Annotated in this window: 18 protein-coding genes and 1 pseudogene; 9 read left to right on the top strand and 10 right to left on the bottom strand. The window is 69.9% G+C overall.

The genetic code is table 11. The features are described 5' to 3' along the window. Positions 1–15: 15 nt before the first annotated feature. Positions 16–1,176: an MFS transporter gene (locus E1286_RS16285; RefSeq protein ID WP_132613324.1), complete on the top strand. Its 1,161-nt coding sequence runs from the start codon at positions 16–18 to the stop codon at positions 1,174–1,176. Here E1286_RS16285 and E1286_RS16280 read toward each other — a convergent pair. Genes E1286_RS16280 through E1286_RS16270 form a run of 3 tightly spaced genes read right to left on the bottom strand, consistent with a single transcriptional unit; the run spans position 1,154 to position 2,874 of the window. After that, complete coding sequence (locus E1286_RS16280; RefSeq protein WP_132613322.1) at positions 1,154–1,729, bottom strand: hypothetical protein; 576 nt, start codon at positions 1,727–1,729, stop codon at positions 1,154–1,156. The two genes, E1286_RS16285 and E1286_RS16280, sit on opposite strands and share 23 nt — an antisense overlap. Before the next feature lie 34 nt (positions 1,730–1,763). Continuing rightward, positions 1,764–2,534, bottom strand: a complete 771-nt coding sequence (gene otsB / locus E1286_RS16275) for a trehalose-phosphatase (RefSeq protein ID WP_132613320.1) — start codon at positions 2,532–2,534, stop codon at positions 1,764–1,766. A gap of 40 nt (positions 2,535–2,574) precedes the next feature. After that, positions 2,575–2,874, bottom strand: a complete 300-nt coding sequence (locus tag E1286_RS16270) for a DUF3263 domain-containing protein (protein ID WP_187368173.1) — start codon at positions 2,872–2,874, stop codon at positions 2,575–2,577. A 90-nt stretch (positions 2,875–2,964) separates the two neighbouring features. Here E1286_RS16270 and E1286_RS16265 point away from each other — a divergent pair, with 90 nt between their 5' ends. The 3 genes from E1286_RS16265 to E1286_RS16255 all read left to right on the top strand — a co-directional run bounded on the left by E1286_RS16265 (position 2,965) and on the right by E1286_RS16255 (position 5,553). Then, positions 2,965–3,771: an SAM hydrolase/SAM-dependent halogenase family protein gene (locus tag E1286_RS16265; protein WP_132613318.1), complete on the top strand. Its 807-nt coding sequence runs from the start codon at positions 2,965–2,967 to the stop codon at positions 3,769–3,771. Between the two features lie 211 nt (positions 3,772–3,982). Next, the gene (locus E1286_RS16260; protein WP_132613316.1) at positions 3,983–4,453 is read left to right on the top strand and encodes a hypothetical protein; all 471 of its coding nucleotides are present in this window, start codon (positions 3,983–3,985) and stop codon (positions 4,451–4,453) included. Further along, positions 4,450–5,553, top strand: a complete 1,104-nt coding sequence (locus E1286_RS16255) for a S8 family serine peptidase (protein ID WP_132613314.1) — start codon at positions 4,450–4,452, stop codon at positions 5,551–5,553. The genes E1286_RS16260 and E1286_RS16255 overlap by 4 nt, the downstream gene beginning before the upstream one ends. 50 nt (positions 5,554–5,603) lie before the next feature. Here the strand turns inward: E1286_RS16255 and E1286_RS16250 are convergent, their stop codons facing one another. From E1286_RS16250 to E1286_RS16230, 5 genes are all read right to left on the bottom strand, one after another. Beyond that, the gene (locus tag E1286_RS16250) at positions 5,604–6,620 is read right to left on the bottom strand and encodes an ABC transporter ATP-binding protein (RefSeq protein WP_132613312.1); all 1,017 of its coding nucleotides are present in this window, start codon (positions 6,618–6,620) and stop codon (positions 5,604–5,606) included. Further along, positions 6,604–7,641 (bottom strand): ABC transporter ATP-binding protein, encoded by a 1,038-nt coding sequence (locus E1286_RS16245; RefSeq protein ID WP_132613310.1) that lies wholly within the window; start codon positions 7,639–7,641, stop codon positions 6,604–6,606. The genes E1286_RS16250 and E1286_RS16245 overlap by 17 nt, the downstream gene beginning before the upstream one ends. A gap of 13 nt (positions 7,642–7,654) precedes the next feature. After that, complete coding sequence (locus E1286_RS16240) at positions 7,655–8,632, bottom strand: ABC transporter permease (protein WP_246074903.1); 978 nt, start codon at positions 8,630–8,632, stop codon at positions 7,655–7,657. Further along, positions 8,625–9,569, bottom strand: coding sequence for an ABC transporter permease (locus E1286_RS16235; RefSeq protein WP_132613308.1), 945 nt, complete (start codon positions 9,567–9,569; stop codon positions 8,625–8,627). The genes E1286_RS16240 and E1286_RS16235 overlap by 8 nt, the downstream gene beginning before the upstream one ends. A 126-nt stretch (positions 9,570–9,695) precedes the next feature. Then, the gene (locus E1286_RS16230) at positions 9,696–11,204 is read right to left on the bottom strand and encodes a peptide ABC transporter substrate-binding protein (RefSeq protein ID WP_246074902.1); all 1,509 of its coding nucleotides are present in this window, start codon (positions 11,202–11,204) and stop codon (positions 9,696–9,698) included. A 605-nt stretch (positions 11,205–11,809) separates the two neighbouring features. On the opposite strand from E1286_RS16230, the gene E1286_RS16225 reads away from it, so the two are divergent. From E1286_RS16225 to E1286_RS47835, 3 genes are all read left to right on the top strand, one after another. Continuing rightward, entirely contained in the window at positions 11,810–12,745 is a 936-nt protein-coding gene (locus E1286_RS16225) for an ABC transporter permease (protein ID WP_132613304.1), read from the top strand. Then, a complete protein-coding gene (locus E1286_RS16220; RefSeq protein ID WP_187368172.1) occupies positions 12,738–13,604 on the top strand; it encodes an ABC transporter ATP-binding protein in 867 nt (288 codons plus the stop codon). Before E1286_RS16225 ends, E1286_RS16220 begins: the two co-directional genes overlap by 8 nt. A 174-nt stretch (positions 13,605–13,778) precedes the next feature. Beyond that, positions 13,779–13,934, top strand: coding sequence for a hypothetical protein (locus E1286_RS47835; protein WP_165969761.1), 156 nt, complete (start codon positions 13,779–13,781; stop codon positions 13,932–13,934). A 539-nt stretch (positions 13,935–14,473) separates the two neighbouring features. On the opposite strand, the gene E1286_RS16215 is transcribed toward E1286_RS47835, so the two are convergent. Further along, entirely contained in the window at positions 14,474–15,322 is an 849-nt protein-coding gene (locus E1286_RS16215) for a hypothetical protein (RefSeq protein ID WP_132613302.1), read from the bottom strand. Positions 15,323–15,701: 379 nt separating this feature from the next. Continuing rightward, on the bottom strand, positions 15,702–17,018 hold the full coding sequence (locus E1286_RS16210) for a KamA family radical SAM protein (protein ID WP_132613300.1): 1,317 nt from the start codon (positions 17,016–17,018) through the stop codon (positions 15,702–15,704). A 178-nt stretch (positions 17,019–17,196) separates the two neighbouring features. On the opposite strand from E1286_RS16210, the gene E1286_RS16205 reads away from it, so the two are divergent. Continuing rightward, positions 17,197–17,754 carry a DUF1707 SHOCT-like domain-containing protein gene (locus E1286_RS16205; protein WP_246074901.1) on the top strand — a complete coding sequence of 186 codons (558 nt, stop codon included), beginning with the start codon at positions 17,197–17,199 and terminating at the stop codon, positions 17,752–17,754. A 184-nt stretch (positions 17,755–17,938) separates the two neighbouring features. Continuing rightward, positions 17,939–18,288: pseudogene (locus tag E1286_RS16200) on the top strand (phosphate acyltransferase PlsX); the annotation flags it as partial.

Here is an 18,288-nt window from a genome sequence, read left to right as displayed (position 1 = left end):
CCAGGGAGCTGCCGGGTGACCTCGGTCTTACCCCGCGTCCGGCTGGTCAGAGACCGCCCGACCTGGCTCATCTACCTCCAGCTCGGCACGTTCGCCAGCTACCTCTACGGCCTGAGCGCCGCGCTGCCGCTGCTGCGCGCCGACCAGGGCACCTCCGCCACCGTGGCCGGGCTGCACGGCACCGCCATGGCCCTCGGCACGATCGCGGCCGGCCTCGCGCTGTCCCCGCTCACCCGCAGGTACGGCCGCCGCGTGACGAGCTGGGCCGGCCTGGCCGGCATGAACGCCGGCGTGCTGCTGGTGCTGGCGTCCGACGCCCAGCCTCTGACGCTGCTCGGCTACGGCGTGTCCGGCGGCTTCAGCTCGATCCTGCTCTACACGGCCATGGCGGCGCTCAGCGACCACCACGGCCCCGCCGGTCCCGCGGCGATCAGCGAGGCGAACGCGGTCGGCGTCGTGGTCGGCATGGGAATGACGTTCGGGCTCAGCATGGTCGCGCAGTCCACGCTCGGCTGGCGGGCCGCGCTGCTGGTCACGCCGGTCGCCAGCGTGCTGCTCGCGCTGGCGATGGGCCGGGTCTGGCCCGCCGTGCGGGAGGCGGCGGGCGTCGCCGGCGGCCCGGCCGCGCGGCCCGGCTGGCGCTTCCACATGGCGGGGCTGGTGCTGTTCTGCTGCGTGGCGATGGAGTTCACGTTCAACCTGTGGGCGGCCGACCTGTTCGCCTCCCGTACGGGACTGAGCACCGCGGCGGCGGCCACCGGGCTGACCGCGTTCGTGGCCGGGATGGCGGCGGGGCGCTTCGCCGGGGCGCAACTGGCGCTGCGGCTGCCGCCCGCGCCGCTGTTCGCCGGAGCGCTGACGGTGACGTTCGCGGGCTGGCTGGTCTTCTGGCTCAGCACCCACCCCGCGCTGTCGTACGCCGGGCTGGCGCTCTGCGGGCTCGGCACCTCGCTGCACTTCCCACTGGCCATGACCGGCCTGATCACCGGGGCCGGCGGGCGGTCGGACCTGGCGGCGGCGGCCTCGCCGATCTGGGCGGGCGCGGCCATGGCGGCCGGCCCGCTGGCCCTCGGCGCGCTCGCCGACGGGTTCGGCACCCGCACCGCGTTCCTGATGGTGCCGGTGCTCATCGGGCTGGCCGTCGCCGGGGTGCTCATTTCCAGTCGGCGTTCCTGAGGGCGTCGGCCAGGCCCGGGGTGTTCCACTGGTCGACGACGAGGACGCGGGTCCGCGGCAGGTACCACTCGCGCTGCACGTACCGGGACTTCACGGCCCCGTCGGTGTAGGAGACGCAGGTGGCCTTCCACTCCCGGTAGGCCGCCCTGTGGCCGGGGCCGACCTGGCGCAGGCCCTTGGCCCGCGCCTCACCGAGGACCTGGCCCCACTTGCCGTTGTGCGGGCACCTCTGCACGTCGGTGGCGGGGTAGAAGGGCTTCGCGCCGTTGTACGGACGGAAGAGCTCGTTGCCCGCCTTGATGGCCTTCGGGCCGAGGATCCAGAAGCTGTCGCACCCCGGGGTGCCGTACTCGCCGCTGGGGTTGGCGCACTTGCCGGTGACCACCTTGGTCCAGTCGGGGTTGACGCGGTGGACCTCCCACTCGATCGGCAGGTAGAGCGTCAGCCCGCCCCGGAGCTTCAGCGGCTGGGCGGGGGCCGCGTGGGCTGCGGCGGGGACGGCGAGTACGGCGGCCGCGGCCGTGGCGGCGACGGCGAGGAAGCGCTTCGACATGCGCCGAGACTAGGGATTCCCGCTTGCAGGCGAGTCACGAACGGCTGAACGCGGACGCCAGCTCCGCCAGCAGCGCCACGACCCCCTCCGGCCCCTCGACCACGATGTCGGCCCGCTCGCTCAGCGCGGTCACCTCGGCGGAGCCACTGCACACGGTCACCCCGGGCAGCCCCGAGGCGCGTACGGCGTCGAAGGCCGCCAGGTCGCCGAGGTCGTCGCCGGCGAACATCACCGAGCGCGCGTTCCGCTCGGCCAGGAAGAGGCTGAGCGCCTGCCCTTTGTCCATGCCGGGCGGCCGCAGCTCCAGCACCATGCGCCCGGGCTCGATGACCAGGCCGTGTTCGCCGGCCAGCTTGGCCAGCGGCTCGCGCAGGGCGGCCAACGCGCCCTCGGGGTCGGGGCTGCGCCGGGTGTGCACGGCCACGGCCCGGCCCTTGTCCTCGATGGTCACGCCGTCCAGGCCGAGCGAGTCGAGCAGCAACGGCAGCTCGGCCTCGGCCCGCGGCACTCCTGGCGGGGGCGGCGGGGCGGAGATGCGCCCGGCCTCCCAGCGTTCGAAGCCGTAGTGGCCGAGCACGACGAGCTTCGGCACGTCGGCCAGGCCGGGGCCGAGCTCAAGGGCGGTGGCCGGGGGTCTGCCGGTCACGATGGCCACCGCGAGAACGTGGGCGCCCAGCTCGGCGAGGACTTCGGGCGCCTTCGGGTGGATCACGGCCTTGGCCGGGTCGGGCACGATGGGCGACAGGGTGCCGTCGAAGTCGAGCCCGATCACGACGCCCGCCGGATCGCTCAGGATCGCTTCCATTCCAGGGATGTTCCTCACGCGGGCCCCCGTACCCACCGTGTCAGGGGCGCATGCCAAGCCTTCTGGCCGCCCGGTCGCGCTGGCGGGTGGCGCGTAACCGGCGCAGCCGCTTGACCAGCATCGGGTCGTGCTCCAGCGCCTCCGGCCGGTCGATCAGCCCGCCGAGCAACTGGTAGTAGCGGGTGGCGGACAGGCCGAAGGTCTCCTTGACGGCCTGTTCCTTCGCGCCCGCGTGGCGCCACCAGTGGCGCTCGAAGGCGAGGATCTCGAGCTCGCGTTCTGACAACGGACGGCGGGACGGCTCCTGGGCAGCATCGTCACCGCTGAGCGGAGCTCCCATGGTGTCCTCCTCGGAAGGGGCAGGCGTGCCCATCGTAATGTGCGCGCTGCGGCTGTTCACGATGGTTTGCGAGACGTACAGTCACCAGATGTGACCTCTGTCATCACCCTTCTCACCGACTACGGGCTCGAAGACGGCTATGTGGCCGCCTGTCATGGAGTGATCGCCGGAATCGCCCCCGAGGCCCGGGTGATCGACGTGTGCCACCTGATCCCCGCCGGCGACGTACGGCGCGGCGCGGCGGTTCTCGCCCAGACCATCCCCTACCTCCCCGAGGGTGTGCACATCGGCGCGGTCGATCCCGGGGCGGGCGGCGCGCGGCGCGCGGTGGCGATCGAGGCGGGCGGCCGGGTGTTCATCGGGCCCGACAACGGGCTGCTGTCGTGGGCGGTGCACGCCTGCGGCGGCGCGCGGGCGGCGTACGAGATCAGCAACGAGGAGCACTTCCTGCGGCCGGTCTCGCCGACCTTCCCGGGGCGCGACGTGTTCGCGCCGGTCGCCGGGCGGCTCACGGCCGGGCTGCGGCCGTCCGAGCTCGGGCCCGAGGTGCCGGTGTCCCGGCTGGTCGCGCTGCCGGAGCCGACGTCGCTGGTGCGCGAGGGCTCGGTGGAGGGCGAGGTCGTCTCGGTCGACCGTTACGGCAACACGCAGCTGTCGATCGCGGCCGGCGACCTTCAGGCGCTCGGCGTGCGGGTGGGCGACACGCTGGGGGTGCGGCTGGGGCGGCGGCAGTTGTCGCTGCCGTACCGGGAGACGTACGCGGCGGTGCCGCCCGGGGAGCTGGTGGCCTTCGAGGACTCCGCCGGGCTGATCGCGATCGCGGTGAACTCGGGGGACGCGGCGCAGCGGCTGGGACTTCCCCCGGGCGCACACGTCCGACTTTCGCCCATGAACTAGAGCAAAAACGGCAAATCGGAACTACTCCGCGTATCGGGCTGTTTACTGAACCGTCGGATTGAGTGGCGAGTCGCGTGTCAGAATGCACCGACTGATCGGGCGCCCCTCCCCCCGTTCGAGGTTCCCTGTGTGCCACCACCTCTCTCTTGTCCTGCTCGCCATACTGTCCGCGATCTGGCCGCCCGCGCCGGAGCCCCCTCCTCCCTGGCCGATGGCGCGGATCTTCCCCGGCTCGGTCCCCGGGGTGAGCCCGTCGGGCGCCCGGGTCACGTACGTGCTGGCCGGGGTCGCGCCCGCGGCCTCCTGCCGGGAGGCGTTCCAGCCGGCCGCCGTGCCGCCCGGCTGCCGCACGACCCTGCGCGCCACGTACGCCGACAGCACGCAGACCTTCGTCGCCACCGTGGGCGTCGCCGTGCTCGACCGGCCCCGCGTGGGACCGCGCGGGGCGGGGCGGCCGGCGACCGTGCGGCCCGTGGCCTTCCCCGGCGGCCCCGCCCAGCGCTTCGGCGAGCGCCAGTACGTCACCGGCGTCGTCGTCCCCTGCCCGGAGCGTTACCTGGTCGCCACGGCCGCGGGCTACGCCGACGGGCGGGCGTACCAGCCGGGCGACCTGGTCGTGCCGCGCCTGCGCGACGCCGCCTGGCAGCTGGCCGCCGCCCTGCACCGGTCGCTGAGCGTATGAGACACCTGATCGCGGGTTTCCTGGTGGCCGGCCTGGCCGGCGGGCTGGTGGCCGGGGCGGCGAGCGCCTCCGACGAGGTGGCCGAGGCCGCCAGGGCCGGCCAGTGGCAGCTCGCCGCGCTGCGGCTGCCGGAGGCGTGGCGGTCGGCCAGGGGCGAGGGCGCCGTGGTCGCCGTCCTCGACACCGGCGTGAACCGCCGCCACCCCGACCTGCGCGGCGCCGTGATCCAGGGCCCCGACCTGACCGGCTTCGACCGGGGCCCGTCGGGCCGCCACGGCACCGCCATGGCCAGCCTGATCGCCGGGCGCGGGCACGGCGACGACGCCAGGGGCGGCGTCCTCGGCGTGGCGCCCGCCGCGACGGTGCTGTCGGTCCGCGTCACGCTGGAGAGCGGCGACCCGCGCCGCGGCAAGGAGCGCTTCGGCGGGCGCGACGCCCTCGCCAGGGGCATCCGGTACGCCGCCGACCACGGCGCCGACGTGATCAGCATGTCGCTCGGCGGCGGCAGCGGCTCGTGGGAGGGCTCGGCCTCGGAGGAGGAGGCCGTCCAGTACGCGATCGGCAAGGGCTGCGTGCTGGTCGCCTCGGCCGGCAACGACGGCGCCTCCACCAACAGGAAGAACTTCCCTGCCGCCTACCCCGGCGTGATCGCGGTGGGCGCGGTGGACCGGCGGCTCAGGGTGGCGCCGTTCTCCAACCGGCAGTACTACGTGTCGGTGGTGGCGCCCGGAACCGACATCGTCACGGCCGACGCCGACGACTCGTACGTGGTGAGCGACGGCACCAGCTCGGCGGCGGCCATGGTCGCGGGCATCGCCGCGCTGATCCGCTCGGCCCACCCCGGCATGTCGCCCTACGACGTGCGGATGGCCATCGAGCTCGGCACCCGGCGGCGGCCCGCCGACGGCTACAGCCCCGCCTACGGCCACGGCGTGGTCAACGCGCTGCTCGCGCTGCGCGAGGCCGAACGGCTGGCCACCCGCGGCTCCGCCCAGATCAGGACGGCTCCGGTCTCCAGGGCGCCGGTGGTCGCGGGCATGGTGCTGCTGGCGCTGGCGATGTCGGCGCGGGTGCTCCTGCGCCGCCGCGAACGCCGCTGACACCCGAAGGCCCCCGGAAGACAGAACTCCCAGGGGCCCCGTGCGGCGGGTCAGCCCGCGTGCACCACGTCGTGCGTCTCGGCGAAGTGGCAGGCGCTCAGGTGCGCCGTGCCCGGCCGGATCTGCAGCAGCGGCTCCTCCTGGGCGCAGATCTCCTGCGCCTTCCAGCACCGCGTACGGAACCGGCACCCGCTCGGCGGGTTGGCCGGCGACGGCGGGTCGCCCTGCAGGATGATCCGCTCACGCCGCTCCCGGCCCTCGGGGTCGGGCACCGGCACCGCCGACAGCAGCGCCTGCGTGTACGGATGCGCGGGCCGTTCGTAGATCTCGGCGTCCTTGCCCAGCTCGACGAACTTGCCGAGGTACATCACGCCCACCCGGTCGGAGATGTGGCGCACCACCGACAGGTCGTGGGCGATGAAGATGTAGGCCAGGCCGAACTCGTCCTGCAGCCGCTCCAGCAGGTTGATCACCTGCGCCTGGATCGACACGTCGAGCGCGGAGACCGGCTCGTCGCAGACGATGATCTCCGGCTGCAGCGCCAGGCCACGGGCGATGCCGATGCGCTGCCGCTGACCGCCCGAGAACTGGTGCGGGTAACGGTTGATGTGGTCGGGGTTGAGCCCAACCACATCCAGCAGCTCCTGCACCTTCTTGCGGCGGTCGCCCTTCGGCGCCACCTCGGTGTGGATCTCGTACGGCTCGCCGATGATGTCGCCGACCGTCATCCGCGGGTTCAGCGAGGTGTACGGGTCCTGCATCACCATCTGGATGTTGCGGCGCATGGTCTTCAGCTCGCCGCCCCTGGCCTTGGCGATGTCCCGGCCGCCGATCTTCACCGAGCCCGACGTCGGCCGCTCCAGCGCCATGAGCACCTTGGCGAGCGTGGACTTGCCGCAGCCCGACTCGCCCACGATGCCCAGCGTCTCGCCCTTGTGCAGGTCGAACGAGACGCCGTCGACGGCCTTGATCGCGCCGATCTGCTTCTTGAAGAGGATCCCCTGGTTCAGCGGGAAGTGCTTGACCAGATCGCGTACCTCGAGAACCGGCTCACCGACGCTCGCCATCGAGGACCTCCCTCCAGTAGTGGCAGGCACTGCCGCGCGTGCCGCTGATCTCGTAGAGCGGGGGGGCGTCGGTCACGCAGTTCTCCTGCCGGAACGGGCACCGGGGGTGGAACGCGCAGCCTGTCGGCAGGTCGAGCAGGTTGGGCGGCAGGCCCTTGATCGCGTACAGCTCGTGGCCCTTCTGGTCGACCCGGGGGATCGAGTCGAGCAGACCCTTCGTGTACGGATGCGCCGGCGCCCGGTAGATGTCGTACACCGGGGCGTTCTCGACGATGCGGCCGCCGTACATGACCGCGATCTTGTCGGCCACGTCGGCCACGACGCCGAGGTCGTGCGTGATCAGGATCAGGCCCATCTGGCTCTCGCGCTGCAGCTCGGCCAGCAGCTCCATGATCTGCGCCTGCACGGTCACGTCGAGCGCCGTGGTCGGCTCGTCGGCGATGAGCACCTCGGGGTCGAGCGCGATGGACATGGCGATCATGATGCGCTGCCGCATGCCGCCGGAGAACTGGTGCGGGTAGTCGTGCACCCGCTGCTTGGCGGCCGGGATGCGGACGCGGTCCATCAGCTCGACGGCCTTCTTCATGGCGTCGGACTTGGACATGCCCCGGTGCACCCGGAACATCTCGCTGATCTGCCAGCCCACGGTGAACACCGGGTTGAGCGCGGAGAGTGCGTCCTGGAAGATCATCGCGATCCGCTGGCCGCGCACCTGCGTGCGGTCGTGCTCCGACAGCTTGAGCAGGTCGGTGCCCTTGAACCGGATCTCCCCCTGGGGGATCACCGCGGGGGGCATGTCGAGGATGCCCATGATGGCCTGCGCCGTCACGGACTTGCCCGAACCGGACTCGCCCAGCACCGCGAGCGTCTCGCCGGGGCCGACCGTGTAGCTCACGCCGTTCACCGCACGTACGACACCGGCCCGCGTGTGGAATTCCACGTGCAGGTTGTCGACGGCGAGCAGCGGTGCGTCGCCCAACCCTCCCTCGGCGGGCAACACGTCCGCGGACGTCTTCTTCACGTGATCCCCCCTTCTACCTGAGCTTCGGATCGAGCGCGTCGCGCACGGCGTCGCCCATCATGATGAACGCGAGCACGGTGATGCTCAGGAACACCGCCGGGATCACCAGCGGCAGCGGCGCCTCGAGGAACCTGTTGCGCGCGTCGGCGATCATCAGGCCCCACGAGATGTCCGGCGACTGCACACCGACGCCCAGGAACGACAGCGCGGCCTCGGCCGCGATGAACGTACCCAGGTTGATCGTGGCCACGACGATGACCGGGGCCACCGAGTTGGGCAGCAGGTGGCGGAACATGATCCGGCCGGATCCCGCGCCCAGCGCCTTGGCCGCGATCACGAAGTCCTGGCCCTTCGCCGTGATCACCGCGGCTCGCATGATGCGGTAGACCATCGGCCAGCCCAGCACCGACAACGCCAGGATGACCAGCAGGATGCTGTTGGCCTTGCCGCGGAAGGTGGCCGCGATCAGCAGCGCGCCGAGGATCGACGGGATGGCGAAGAAGACCTCGGTGAGGCGGGAGGCGACGGTGTCGACCACGCCGCCGCGGTAGCCGGCGACGATGCCCAGCAGGCCGCCGACGACCGTGGTGAAGAGCGTGGTCAGCACGCCGATCACGATGGAGTTGCGGGCGCCGTAGACGGTCCTCGCGTACAGGTCGCAGCCCAGGTTGTCGCGCCCGAACAGGTGGCCGGCGCTGGGCCCCTGACGCGCCGTCGCGAGGTCGCACGAACGGGCGTTGAACGGATCGATCGACGAGAACAGCGACGGCCAGATCGACATGACCAGCAGGACGGCGACGATGACCACCGAGATGATGAACATCGGCCGGCGCCGCAGGTCGTACCAGGCGTCCGTCCACAGGCTCGCCGGCTTGCCGCCCTTCTTGGCGTGCTTGCCCTCGCGTACCGGCGCCGGCGCGGGCACCGTGTCCGAGACCATGGTCTGCGTCTCGGGGAGACCCGGCCCGACCGGCGGGGTTGGGTTACTCATAGCGGATCCTCGGATCGAGCACGGCGTACAACAAGTCGACGACCAGGTTGGCCAAGATGTAGATCAGCACCAGTACGGTGATGATCCCGACGACGACCGGCTGCTCACGTAGGTAGACCGACATGAAGAGCTGGTTGCCGATGCCCTGGAGGTTGAAGATCGTCTCCGTGATGACCGCGCCGCCCATCAGCTGACCGAGGTCGGCTCCCAGGAACGTGATCAGCGGGATCAGCGCGTTGCGCAGCGCGTGCCGTCCGACGACGCGGCGTCTGGACAGACCCTTCGCCGTGGCCGTGCGGATGTAGTCGGACCGCAGGGTCTCCGCGAGGCTGGTCCTGGTGAGCCTGGTGAGGTACGCGATGGACACCCCGGCGAGGACGAAGCCGGGCAGTAGGTAACTGCGCCAGCCCGCGAACGTGCCCGCCACGGGGAAGATGTCCGCTCCCGTCCACTGCTTGAGCTTCACGCCCAGGACGAGTTGCAGCACGAAACCGGTCACCAGCGTCGGGACCGAGATCAGCAGCAGCGTGGCGGCCAGGATCACGGTGTCGGTGGCCTTGCCGCGGCGCAGCGCCGCCCACAGGCCCAGGCCGACGCCGATGACGGCCTCCATGACCAGCGCGGTCAGGGCGAGGTTCAGGGTGATCTGGAACTTGCCCGCCATGATCTGGGACACGGGGACGTCGGCGAAGTTCACCCCGAAGTCGCCGCGGAAGAGAACGCCGCTGATGTAGTACCAGTACTGCAGCAGCAGCGGATCGTTCAGGTGGTACTGCTCGCGCAGGACCTCCGCGATGGCGGGGTCCGGGCGCTTGTCTCCGAACAACGAGGCGATGGGGTCGCCCGGCAGCGCGAAGACGATGCAGAAGATGAGTAGCGTGGCGCCGAGCAGGACGGGTATCGCCTGGATCAGTCGCCTTATGACATATCGGCCCATTCAGCCCTCCGGTACATGCTTGGAGGCAGCCCCTCGGAGTCCGTGGTTTTGCCCGGCCCGAACGACTGCCTCCAAGATCAGTCCTTCGACGGGTGGGCGGCGCGGCCGCCCACCTGGCGAACGACGTCAGGCCTTCTCGACGTCAGCCCACTCGATCTGCTTGAGCAGGTTGAGCTTGACGTTCTTGACCTTCGAGGAGTTAGCGTAGACGGCCCGGTAGAAGTAAACAGGAATGTACGGCAGGTCCTTGAGGAGGATGTCGTCGGCCTGCTGGTAGTACTTCAGACCCTCCGCGGCGTCCGTGGCCTGGTCGCCCTTGGCCACCAGTTCGTCGAACTCCTTGTTGGAGTAACCGCCGTAGTTGGAGCCGGTGCCGATCGACCCGGTGCCGAAGATGGGGGTCAGGTAGTTCTCGGCCGAGGGGTAGTCGATGGACCAGCCCATGCGGAACAGGCCCTTGTACTCCTTGGCGTCGAGCGCGTCCAGAATACCCTGGAACTTCTCGAACGGCTTCGGGGTCACCTCGATGCCGAGGTTGGCCCGCAGGTTGTTGGCGACGGCCTCGATCCACTCCTTGTGACCGCCGTCGGCGTTGTAGCCGAGCTCCATGCTCTTGGGGCCGCCGGCCGACTCGTACAGCTTCTTGGCCTCGGCCGGGTTGTACGCGCAGGCGGCGCAGGCGCCCTGGCGGTAGCCGGGAATGGCCGGGTTGATGAAGTCGTCGGCCGGGGAGGTCGTGCCGGAGAAGACCGTCTCGGTGATCGTCTTGCGGTCGATCGCCATCGAGATGGCCTTGCGGACGTCGACGTTGTCGAATTCCTTGTTGTACGCCAGCGGCACGCCGATGTACGCCACGGCGGCGTCGGGCTCGTCGTGGTAGCGGTCACCGAGCACGGTCTTGGCCGTGGAGATCGCGGTGGCCGGCAGCTGGTCGTGAATGTCGAGGTTGTCGGCCTGCAGGTCGTTCCACGCGGTCTCGGAGCTGGTGTAGACCTTGAACTGGAGCTTCGTCCAGTTCGAGGGCTTCTCGCCCGGGAACTTGTCGTAGACCGTCAGGTCGAGGGTGGTGTCGGTGCCCTTCTTGTAGGGCTTGTCCAGCTTGAACAGGCCCTGGCCGGTCGGCTTCTCGCCGTAGGCCTGGGTGACCTTGCCGTCGGGGCCGAGGGCCGACTCGGGCATCGGGTAGAAGGCGGTGTAGCCGAGCATCGTCTTGAACTGCGAGAACGGCGCGGACAGCGTGACCTCGAGGGTCTGGTCGTCGACGACCTTGAGGCCCTTCATCTCCTTGGCCGTCGGCGTCTTGCCCTCACCGGGGTGCACGTCCTCGTAGCCTTCGACGCGGTTGAAGAAGGCGGACGAGCTCATGGCGTTGTCCTGCAGGGCGGCGTAGTTCCAGGCGCGGGCGTAGTCCGCTGCCGTCACCGGGGTGCCGTCGTGCCACGTGTAGCCGGACTTCAGCTTGATCGTCCAGACCTTGCTGTCCTCTGTGGTGATGGACTCGGCGGCCTCTTCGACAGGCTGCTTGTTCTCGTCGTAGGTGACGAGCGGGTCGAAGATCGCGGCGAGCACCTCGGCGCCCTCGGTCTCGGTCGTGTTCTGCGGGTTCAGCAGCTCCTGGGGCTCACCGATTCGCATGCTGACCGGCGTGTCCGCGCTGCCCCCGGCGGAGTCGCCGCCACCCGAGGCGCCACTGCCACACGCGGTGACCGCGACCGCGAGGAGCGCGGCACCGGCGACAATCCGTGCGCCTTTAGTAACACGCATGGTGAAAGAATTCCTCCCTCTACAGGTGGGCGCCTAGCGCTGAGCTGCCGTGATCTAGAGCAGCCTGACGGAGGGTTTCCTGGTATCCCCCCGGATTTGGCTGACATGGTCAAACCAGCCGACGCCCTGCCAGTCGATCGCGACTATCCCTTACTCCTTGCCATCAGGAAGTCTCTGGCGCGTTGCAGTTCGGTCACACGTGTGCCTATCTAGCGTCACAGACAATTCGCCCGATGCGGTTCAAACAGTACAGACTCCACGGAACGCATGAAGCCCGCCCCACGGACAGTCGATGAAAGTTACCCCCTACCCGACGGTGGCCGTGTCCCGGCCCCCGGAGCAGGCCCCCTTGGGCTACCGTTGAGCAGGTCTTTGCGGCGTCTTGGAACCCGTCGCCGCGAGACTCCGTCCAACTGTCTGTCGCCGACCCGCGCGACAGCTACTTCACCGACCGGGATCCAATAGAGTCACTTGCCATGAGCCAGCCGGAATCCGCTGTCGCGGACGCCCAGGCGGGCGGCCGAAGCGGGCAGGAGCCGCTGGCCAAGCTCGCCAAGAGATACGGGCTTCGCCGTGCCATCGCACGGCCGAGGTTCCCGGTCTACCTGCGCCAGCTATGGGAGCGGCGACACTTCATCCTGACGTACGCGACCTCGCGCAACGTCTCGAAATACTCCAGATCAGCGCTCGGCCAGTTGTGGCAGGTGCTGACCCCCCTCCTCAACGCCGCCATCTACTACGTGATGTTCGGCCTCATCCTCGGTGGCAAGGATGACATCGAGAACTACCCGGCCTTCCTGCTGACCGGGATGTTCGTCTTCACCTTCACCCAGCGGACGGTCAGCGCCGGCGCGAGGTCGATCTCCGGAAACCTGTCGATGATCCGGGCCCTGCACTTCCCGCGGGCCTCGCTGCCGCTGGCGTACACGATCCAGGAGCTCCAGCAGCTCGCCTTCTCCATGGGCGTGCTCCTCGTCATCGTGATGATCACCGGCGAGACGCCCACCTGGTTCTGGCTCATGATCCCGGTGGTGCTGGTGCTCCAGACGCTGTTCAACATCGGGGCCGGCCTGGTGGTCGCCAGGCTGGGCGCCCAGATGCGCGACCTCAACCAGTTGCTGCCGTTCATCACCCGCACCTGGCTCTACGCCTCGGGCGTCTTCTTCTCGATCCAGGACAAGGTGGTCGGGTCCGCCGATCTGCCCCAGTGGGTGGCCAACGCGATGTACCTCAACCCCGCCGCCTCCTACATCGAGTGGATGCGCGAGATCCTCATCAGCACCCACAACCCGGAGCTCGGGCACCACCCGCCGACAATGGTGTTGGTGTCTTGCGTATTCTGGGCGGTGTTCGCACTCGGCTTCGGCTTCTGGTACTTCTGGCGGTCCGAGGAGAGGTACGGGCGTGGCTGAACTGACCAAGGAGCTGTCACAGGTGAAGGGCGACAAGCCCGCCGTCCCCGGCAAGGATGTGAAGGTGCATCCCACCCCGGAGCCCCAGGGCAAGCGACCCCTCGACGTCCCCACGGGCACTCCGACCGTCATCGTCGACGACCTCCACATCGTCTACCGCGTCTACGGGGCGGCTGCGGAGTCGGAGAAGGGCAACGCGGTCAACGCGCTCACGCGCTTGCTGAAGCGCCAGGCCCGGCCGCAGATGAAAGAGGTCCACGCGGTCAAGGGCGTGACGTTCGTGGCCTACCACGGCGACGCGATCGGCATCGTCGGCCGCAACGGCTCCGGCAAGTCCACGCTGCTGCGCGCCATCGCCGGCCTGCTGCCCCCGCACAAGGGCGCCGTCTACACCGACGGCCAGCCCTCGCTGCTCGGCGTCAACGCGGCCCTGATGCGCGAGCTGACCGGCGAGCGCAACATCGTGCTCGGGTGCTACGCGATGGGCATGACGCCGGCCGAGGTCCGGGAGAAATACCAGGAGATCGTCGACTTCTCCGGCATCGACGAGTTCGTCCAGCTGCCGATGTCCACGTACTCCTCCGGCATGGGCGCGCGCCTGCGCTTCGCGATCTCCTCCGCCAAGACCCACGACGTGCTGCTCATCGACGAGGCCCTGGCGACCGGCGACCGCGAGTTCCGCAAGAAGAGCGAGGCGCGCATCCGCCAGATCCGCGAGTCGGCCGGCACGGTGTTCCTCGTGGCCCACGACCTGCGCGTGATCGAGCAGACCTGCAACCGCGTCATCTGGCTGCACAAGGGCAAGATCAAGATGGACGGCGACCCGAAGGAAGTCATCGCCGCCTACAACAAGGGCTGATCACCCCCGCTTGCCGCGTCATCGAAGCCCCCGCGCTCCCCGCGGGGGCTTCGTCGTGCCCGGATCCGAAACCAGCGCGACCGGCGTGACTGATGACTGACACGGAGGCGGGCGTTCCGCTAGGATTCGAACGTCCATTCGATCTGAGGAACGGTGAGGGAGTGGGGGCGCGCGATGGTAGAGCTTTCGACCGCGATTGACCACCTGGCCACCGAAGACGTGTCCGAGGTCCCACGGCTGCAACTGGTCGAGCAGCTCATCGAGCTGCACTGGCAGATGGCGCGGCTGCAGGCCCAGATAGCCCGGCGCACCGGCGTCCGCCTCCCCTGAGCCCGCTCAGGCGCCGCCAGAGCGCCGGGGCGCCGGAGAGGCGCCTGTGGGGCTGCGGGCGCAAGAAGAAGCCACCGACCCCTGGGATGAGGCCGGTGGCGAGGGGTGGGGGCCGAGCCGCGCCGCTGCCCTGCAAACGGCGGCGCGGCGCTCGATCGACACACCCGGGACGAGGGCGCGTCCGCCCAGGCCCATCGTGAGACCCGCTTGCGCGGGAGGTTCGCAACCCACGCGCGTCAGTGCCCAGGGCGCCCGGCACCTCTGTGGGCGCCCCGCCTTCGGGCCTGCCGCGTCCGTACGACGGCGTTCCGGCGAGAAGAGCCCCGGCCGCACAGCGGCCGGAAGGCCCCGACCGGGCGGCCTCGTCGACAGAAGGCCCCGGTCAAGGGAGATCACGCCGTCAGGGCTGCTGGAGAGCGCCGCGAGCGAGCCGCCTCGCCGCCGGTCCGGCCGGTGCCCGGGCGTCGGCACCTGTGACACCCGCGAACCGTCCTCACCGGCCCTCGGCCGGTCACGCTCATCAGCGCCTCGACCACGGACTAGTCGCGAGGCCCGGAGCCCTGCACCGAGCCGGTCAGCGCGCCGGTGGTCCAGCCGAGAGTGGAGATCACGTCGCCGGGAGAGAGTGCGCCGGCGGCGGCGCCGCCCGTGACGGCGGAGGCGGCCTCCTCGACGACCGGGGCGAGCTCGGTGACGGACGCTGCCTCGGACACGCCCTTCACGGCCTCGGCGACCGGCTGCGCCGCGGTGGCGGAGTCCTGCCCCAGCGCCGGCGACAGCACATCGCCCGTGACGCCGGGCAGCGCCATCCTGGCGGCCTGGTTCAGGCCGGCCATCACGCGCTCGGGCGACAGGCCCTCGACGGTGTCGTTCACCATGGCGAGCGTGCCGCCGATGGGGTCGTCCATCGCGCCGTCCGCCGCGGCCGTGCCCTGGGTGACGGCGCGGCCGCGCTTGACCGAGGGCGCCTGCGCGGTGGGCACGGAGGCAGCCATGCCCCGCCCGCCGAACGGGGTGCCGGCCACGATCGGCGAGATCTCCGGCATCGGCCAGGTCTCGCGGGTGACGTCCTCCTCCGCGTTGGGCGTGTACCCGCGCTGCGCCCGGGTCTGCCGCTCCATGTACGCGTCGCGCTGCGCCTCGCTCATGGCCGGGCTGGCGGCGGACTTGGCCTGGGTGAGGCCGCCGAGCACGCTGTCGACGATCCCGTTGCTGACCAGGCCGCCGAGGAGGCCGCCCAGGGGGCTGCCCGCGGTGGTGCCCAGGAGCGGAACGTCGATGGCGCGCCCGGCAGTGTCGTATCGGACTTCGGCCTGAGCGGGCGCGGCCAACGCCGCCGCCAGACCGAATGCTGTAACGGCTACAGCCGTCTTGACTACTCGATTCATGATTGCCTTCCCGGCTCGTGATCGATCGCTCTCGAATGCGGTGAAAATGCGAATCGATAACCCCCGTATGCCGTGGCGTACGCGCTATGGGCACCACACTGAGCGTGCCGTCACGGCTGAGCTACTGGAAGAGTTCTACCACTCGCCGCGAGCGGCCGCAGACGCATGAATGCCCATGTAGCAGGGGTTTGCAGCTCGGTTACCTAGTGCAGGGCGAGCGTTGGGCGGGCCGACAAAACCGGAAATAGGAGCCTCTTGTTTCTGATATTGTGCGCGCCGGGAAGAGCCTCGTACACAAAAAGACAAGAGCCCCCGGCCCGTGCACATAAACAAATGTCACGGGCCGGGGGCGAAATCTTTCCGTACGCGCGCGGCCGGATCAGGCGGGAAGCAGCGACTCCTCGGGCTCGAACGGGAACCGCTCGGCGAAGGCGGGCCGTAGATCCGTCAGCCAGACCGCCTCCGGGTCGTAGCGGGCGAAGAACGGCCGCCCCACCAGCGATGGGTCTCGGGCTTGGATGAAGTGGAGCACGAAGACCCGCTCGCCGGCGATCTCGGTGACGCCGTCCACGCACACCTTGCCCGGCGTCGCCGACATCGACGGGCCCCGGACCGTGCGGCAGAGCCCGGAGACGGAGGAGTAGGCGTCCCTGAAGATCTCGTACGCCCGGGCCAGCGGGACGGCGAAGTAGTCCTGAGGCCCGGTGTCGCGCTCGACGAACATGTAGTAGGGGATCATCCCCATGCGCAGCTGCCGCCGCCACATGCCCGACCACACGGCCGGGTCGTCGTTGATCGACCTGATCAGCGGCGCCTGCGTCCTGATGGTGGCACCGCTGCCGAGGATGCGCTTGACGGCCGACTCGACCAGCTCCGACTCCAGCTCGCGAGGGTGCGAGAAGTGGGCCATGAACGCGAGGTTCTTCCCCGCGCCCACGACCTTCTCGAACAGGCGCATGGTGTCGTCGGCGTCGGGATCGGTGGTGAAGCGCTGCGGCCAGTACGCCAGCGCCTTGGTGCCGATCCTGATCGACTCGATCTGCTCGAGCTCCAGCAGCGGCTCGATGTAGCGGCCTACGACGGACTCCCCCATGATCATCGCGTCGCCGCCGGTGATGAGGACGCTCGTGACCTCGGGATGGTCGCGGATGTAGGTGACCAGCTGGCCGACGTCGTCGGAGGCGAACTTCAGGTCGGCGTCGCCGACGAACTGCGCCCACCGGAAGCAGTACGTGCAGTACGCGTGACAGGTCTGCCCCTGTTTGGGGAAGAACAGCACGGTCTCCGGATATTTGTGCTGCATGCCAGGCACGGGCTCTTCGCCCAGCTTCGGGACGTTGAGCTCCTTCTGGCCCGCAGGGTGCGGGTTGAGCTGGGCGCGTACGCGGTTGGCCTCGGCCTGGATCTCGGCGTTGGGCGCCTCGGCCTTCAGCAGGTCGGCCAGCCGCGCCACGTCGGCCGCGGGCAGCATGTCCTCCTGCGGGAAGACGAGCCGGTAGATGGGGTCGTCGGGCGCGGCCGACCAATCTATGAGTTCATCGACGACGTAGGCGTTCGTCCGGAAGGGCAGCACCGTGGCGACGGCGCGGACCTTGAGCCGCTCGTCGTCTCCCAGCCCGGCACGCTGCAGGAGCTGGTCGAGGTGCTTGGACGTGTACGCCCGGAAGCGTCGGGTGCCAGCTTGGTTCAAGATCACTAGGCCTTTCCCATCTTTTTTGTTCGCTCGGAGGTAAACCTCACGACCCAGTCGCGCGTCTACGGTTCTTACTATCCGGACGTGCCCACCCGCGTAACCGGTTCCGTACGTCTCGAAGTTTTCCTTGAGGTTCGCCGACCATCGCGACATATCGCGTTTTTCCCTAGACTGGTGGATCGTGACGGAAAAACCCGACCTGCGCGCCTCTGACGCCGACCGCGACCGCGTGGCCGCGGTGCTCGGCGAGGCACTCGCCACCGGACGCCTCACCAGCGTCGAGCACGCCGACCGCCTCGACGCCACCTACACGGCCACGATGGTCGGCGAGCTCGTCCCCCTCACCCACGACCTGCCCGACGTGCCCGCCTCCGGCGCCCCCGAGGCCGTCGAGCGGCAGGTCATCGACGCGACGTTCAGCAAGATCGTACGCAAGGGCCGCTGGGTCGCCTCGCGGCGCACCAGGCTGTCGGCCCGCTTCGGCGCCCTGATCATCGACCTGTCCGACGCCGTGCTGCCCGGCCGCGAGATCACCGTCGAGACGGCCGCGTGGTTCAGCAAGGTGATCGTCCGGGTCCCCGCCGACGCCCACGTCATCGACGAGGGCAGCTCGATGTTCGGCAAGCGCAACGTCACAGGCGGCTCCCAGGCCGACGGGCCGCTCATCCGGGTGACGGGCGCCTCGAAGTTCTCCAAGGTCATCGTCACCCGCGGCGAGGACGACTGGAACCTGCGCTGAAACAGTCGTCAGGACTGGAACCGGCGCGCGCGGGAACCAACAAGTCCTACCCGCCGGTTAACCTGACAGCTGCCTTGCCTGCGATGCGGCATCCCGAGCCCGCGTTCCGGCCGAGCCGTGACGGCGGGCGCGATGCCGTACGAGGTGACCATTGTCCGACAGCAGGCCCGTCGCCCTCGACGCCATGGGCGGCGACCACGCGCCCCACGAGATCGTGGCGGGCGCGGTGCACGCCGTACGCGAGCGCGGCCTGCCCGTCGTGCTCGTCGGCTCCCCACGCGTCCTCTACGAGGCGCTCGCCGACCACGACGCCACCAAGGAGATCCCCATCGTCCGGGCCGAGGAGGCCTTGTCCATGGACGAGGGCGCGCTGGCCAGCCTGCGCCGGCCCCGCTCCAGCATCGCGATCGCCTGCCATCTCGTACGCCGCGGCGACGCCTGCGCGGTCGTGTCCGCCGGCTCTACCGCGGGCATCGTGGCCACCGGACGGCTCCGGCTCAAGGGCCAGCAGGGCGTGCTCAGACCCGCCATCGC

Origin of the sequence: Nonomuraea terrae, assembly GCF_004348995.1 — a bacterium.
GTDB classification, from domain to species: domain Bacteria; phylum Actinomycetota; class Actinomycetes; order Streptosporangiales; family Streptosporangiaceae; genus Nonomuraea; species Nonomuraea terrae.
Note: the sequence above shows the minus strand (reverse complement) of the source record. Positions and strands in the feature narration are given on the sequence as shown.

What these genes read in the sequence shown, in the direction of transcription:
- E1286_RS16280 (WP_132613322.1), bottom strand. Translation starts at nt 1,729, where the DNA reads ATGTCGAAGCGCTTCCTCGCCGTCGCCGCCACGGCCGCGGCCGCCGTA.
- otsB (WP_132613320.1), bottom strand. Translation starts at nt 2,534, where the DNA reads ATGGAAGCGATCCTGAGCGATCCGGCGGGCGTCGTGATCGGGCTCGAC.
- E1286_RS16270 (WP_187368173.1), bottom strand. Translation starts at nt 2,874, where the DNA reads ATGGGAGCTCCGCTCAGCGGTGACGATGCTGCCCAGGAGCCGTCCCGC.
- E1286_RS16260 (WP_132613316.1), top strand. Translation starts at nt 3,983, where the DNA reads ATGGCGCGGATCTTCCCCGGCTCGGTCCCCGGGGTGAGCCCGTCGGGC.
- E1286_RS16255 (WP_132613314.1), top strand. Translation starts at nt 4,450, where the DNA reads ATGAGACACCTGATCGCGGGTTTCCTGGTGGCCGGCCTGGCCGGCGGG.
- E1286_RS16250 (WP_132613312.1), bottom strand. Translation starts at nt 6,620, where the DNA reads ATGGCGAGCGTCGGTGAGCCGGTTCTCGAGGTACGCGATCTGGTCAAG.
- E1286_RS16240 (WP_246074903.1), bottom strand. Translation starts at nt 8,632, where the DNA reads ATGAGTAACCCAACCCCGCCGGTCGGGCCGGGTCTCCCCGAGACGCAG.
- E1286_RS16235 (WP_132613308.1), bottom strand. Translation starts at nt 9,569, where the DNA reads ATGGGCCGATATGTCATAAGGCGACTGATCCAGGCGATACCCGTCCTG.
- E1286_RS16230 (WP_246074902.1), bottom strand. Translation starts at nt 11,204, where the DNA reads ATGCGAATCGGTGAGCCCCAGGAGCTGCTGAACCCGCAGAACACGACC.
- E1286_RS16225 (WP_132613304.1), top strand. Translation starts at nt 11,810, where the DNA reads ATGAGCCAGCCGGAATCCGCTGTCGCGGACGCCCAGGCGGGCGGCCGA.
- E1286_RS47835 (WP_165969761.1), top strand. Translation starts at nt 13,779, where the DNA reads ATGGTAGAGCTTTCGACCGCGATTGACCACCTGGCCACCGAAGACGTG.
- E1286_RS16215 (WP_132613302.1), bottom strand. Translation starts at nt 15,322, where the DNA reads ATGAATCGAGTAGTCAAGACGGCTGTAGCCGTTACAGCATTCGGTCTG.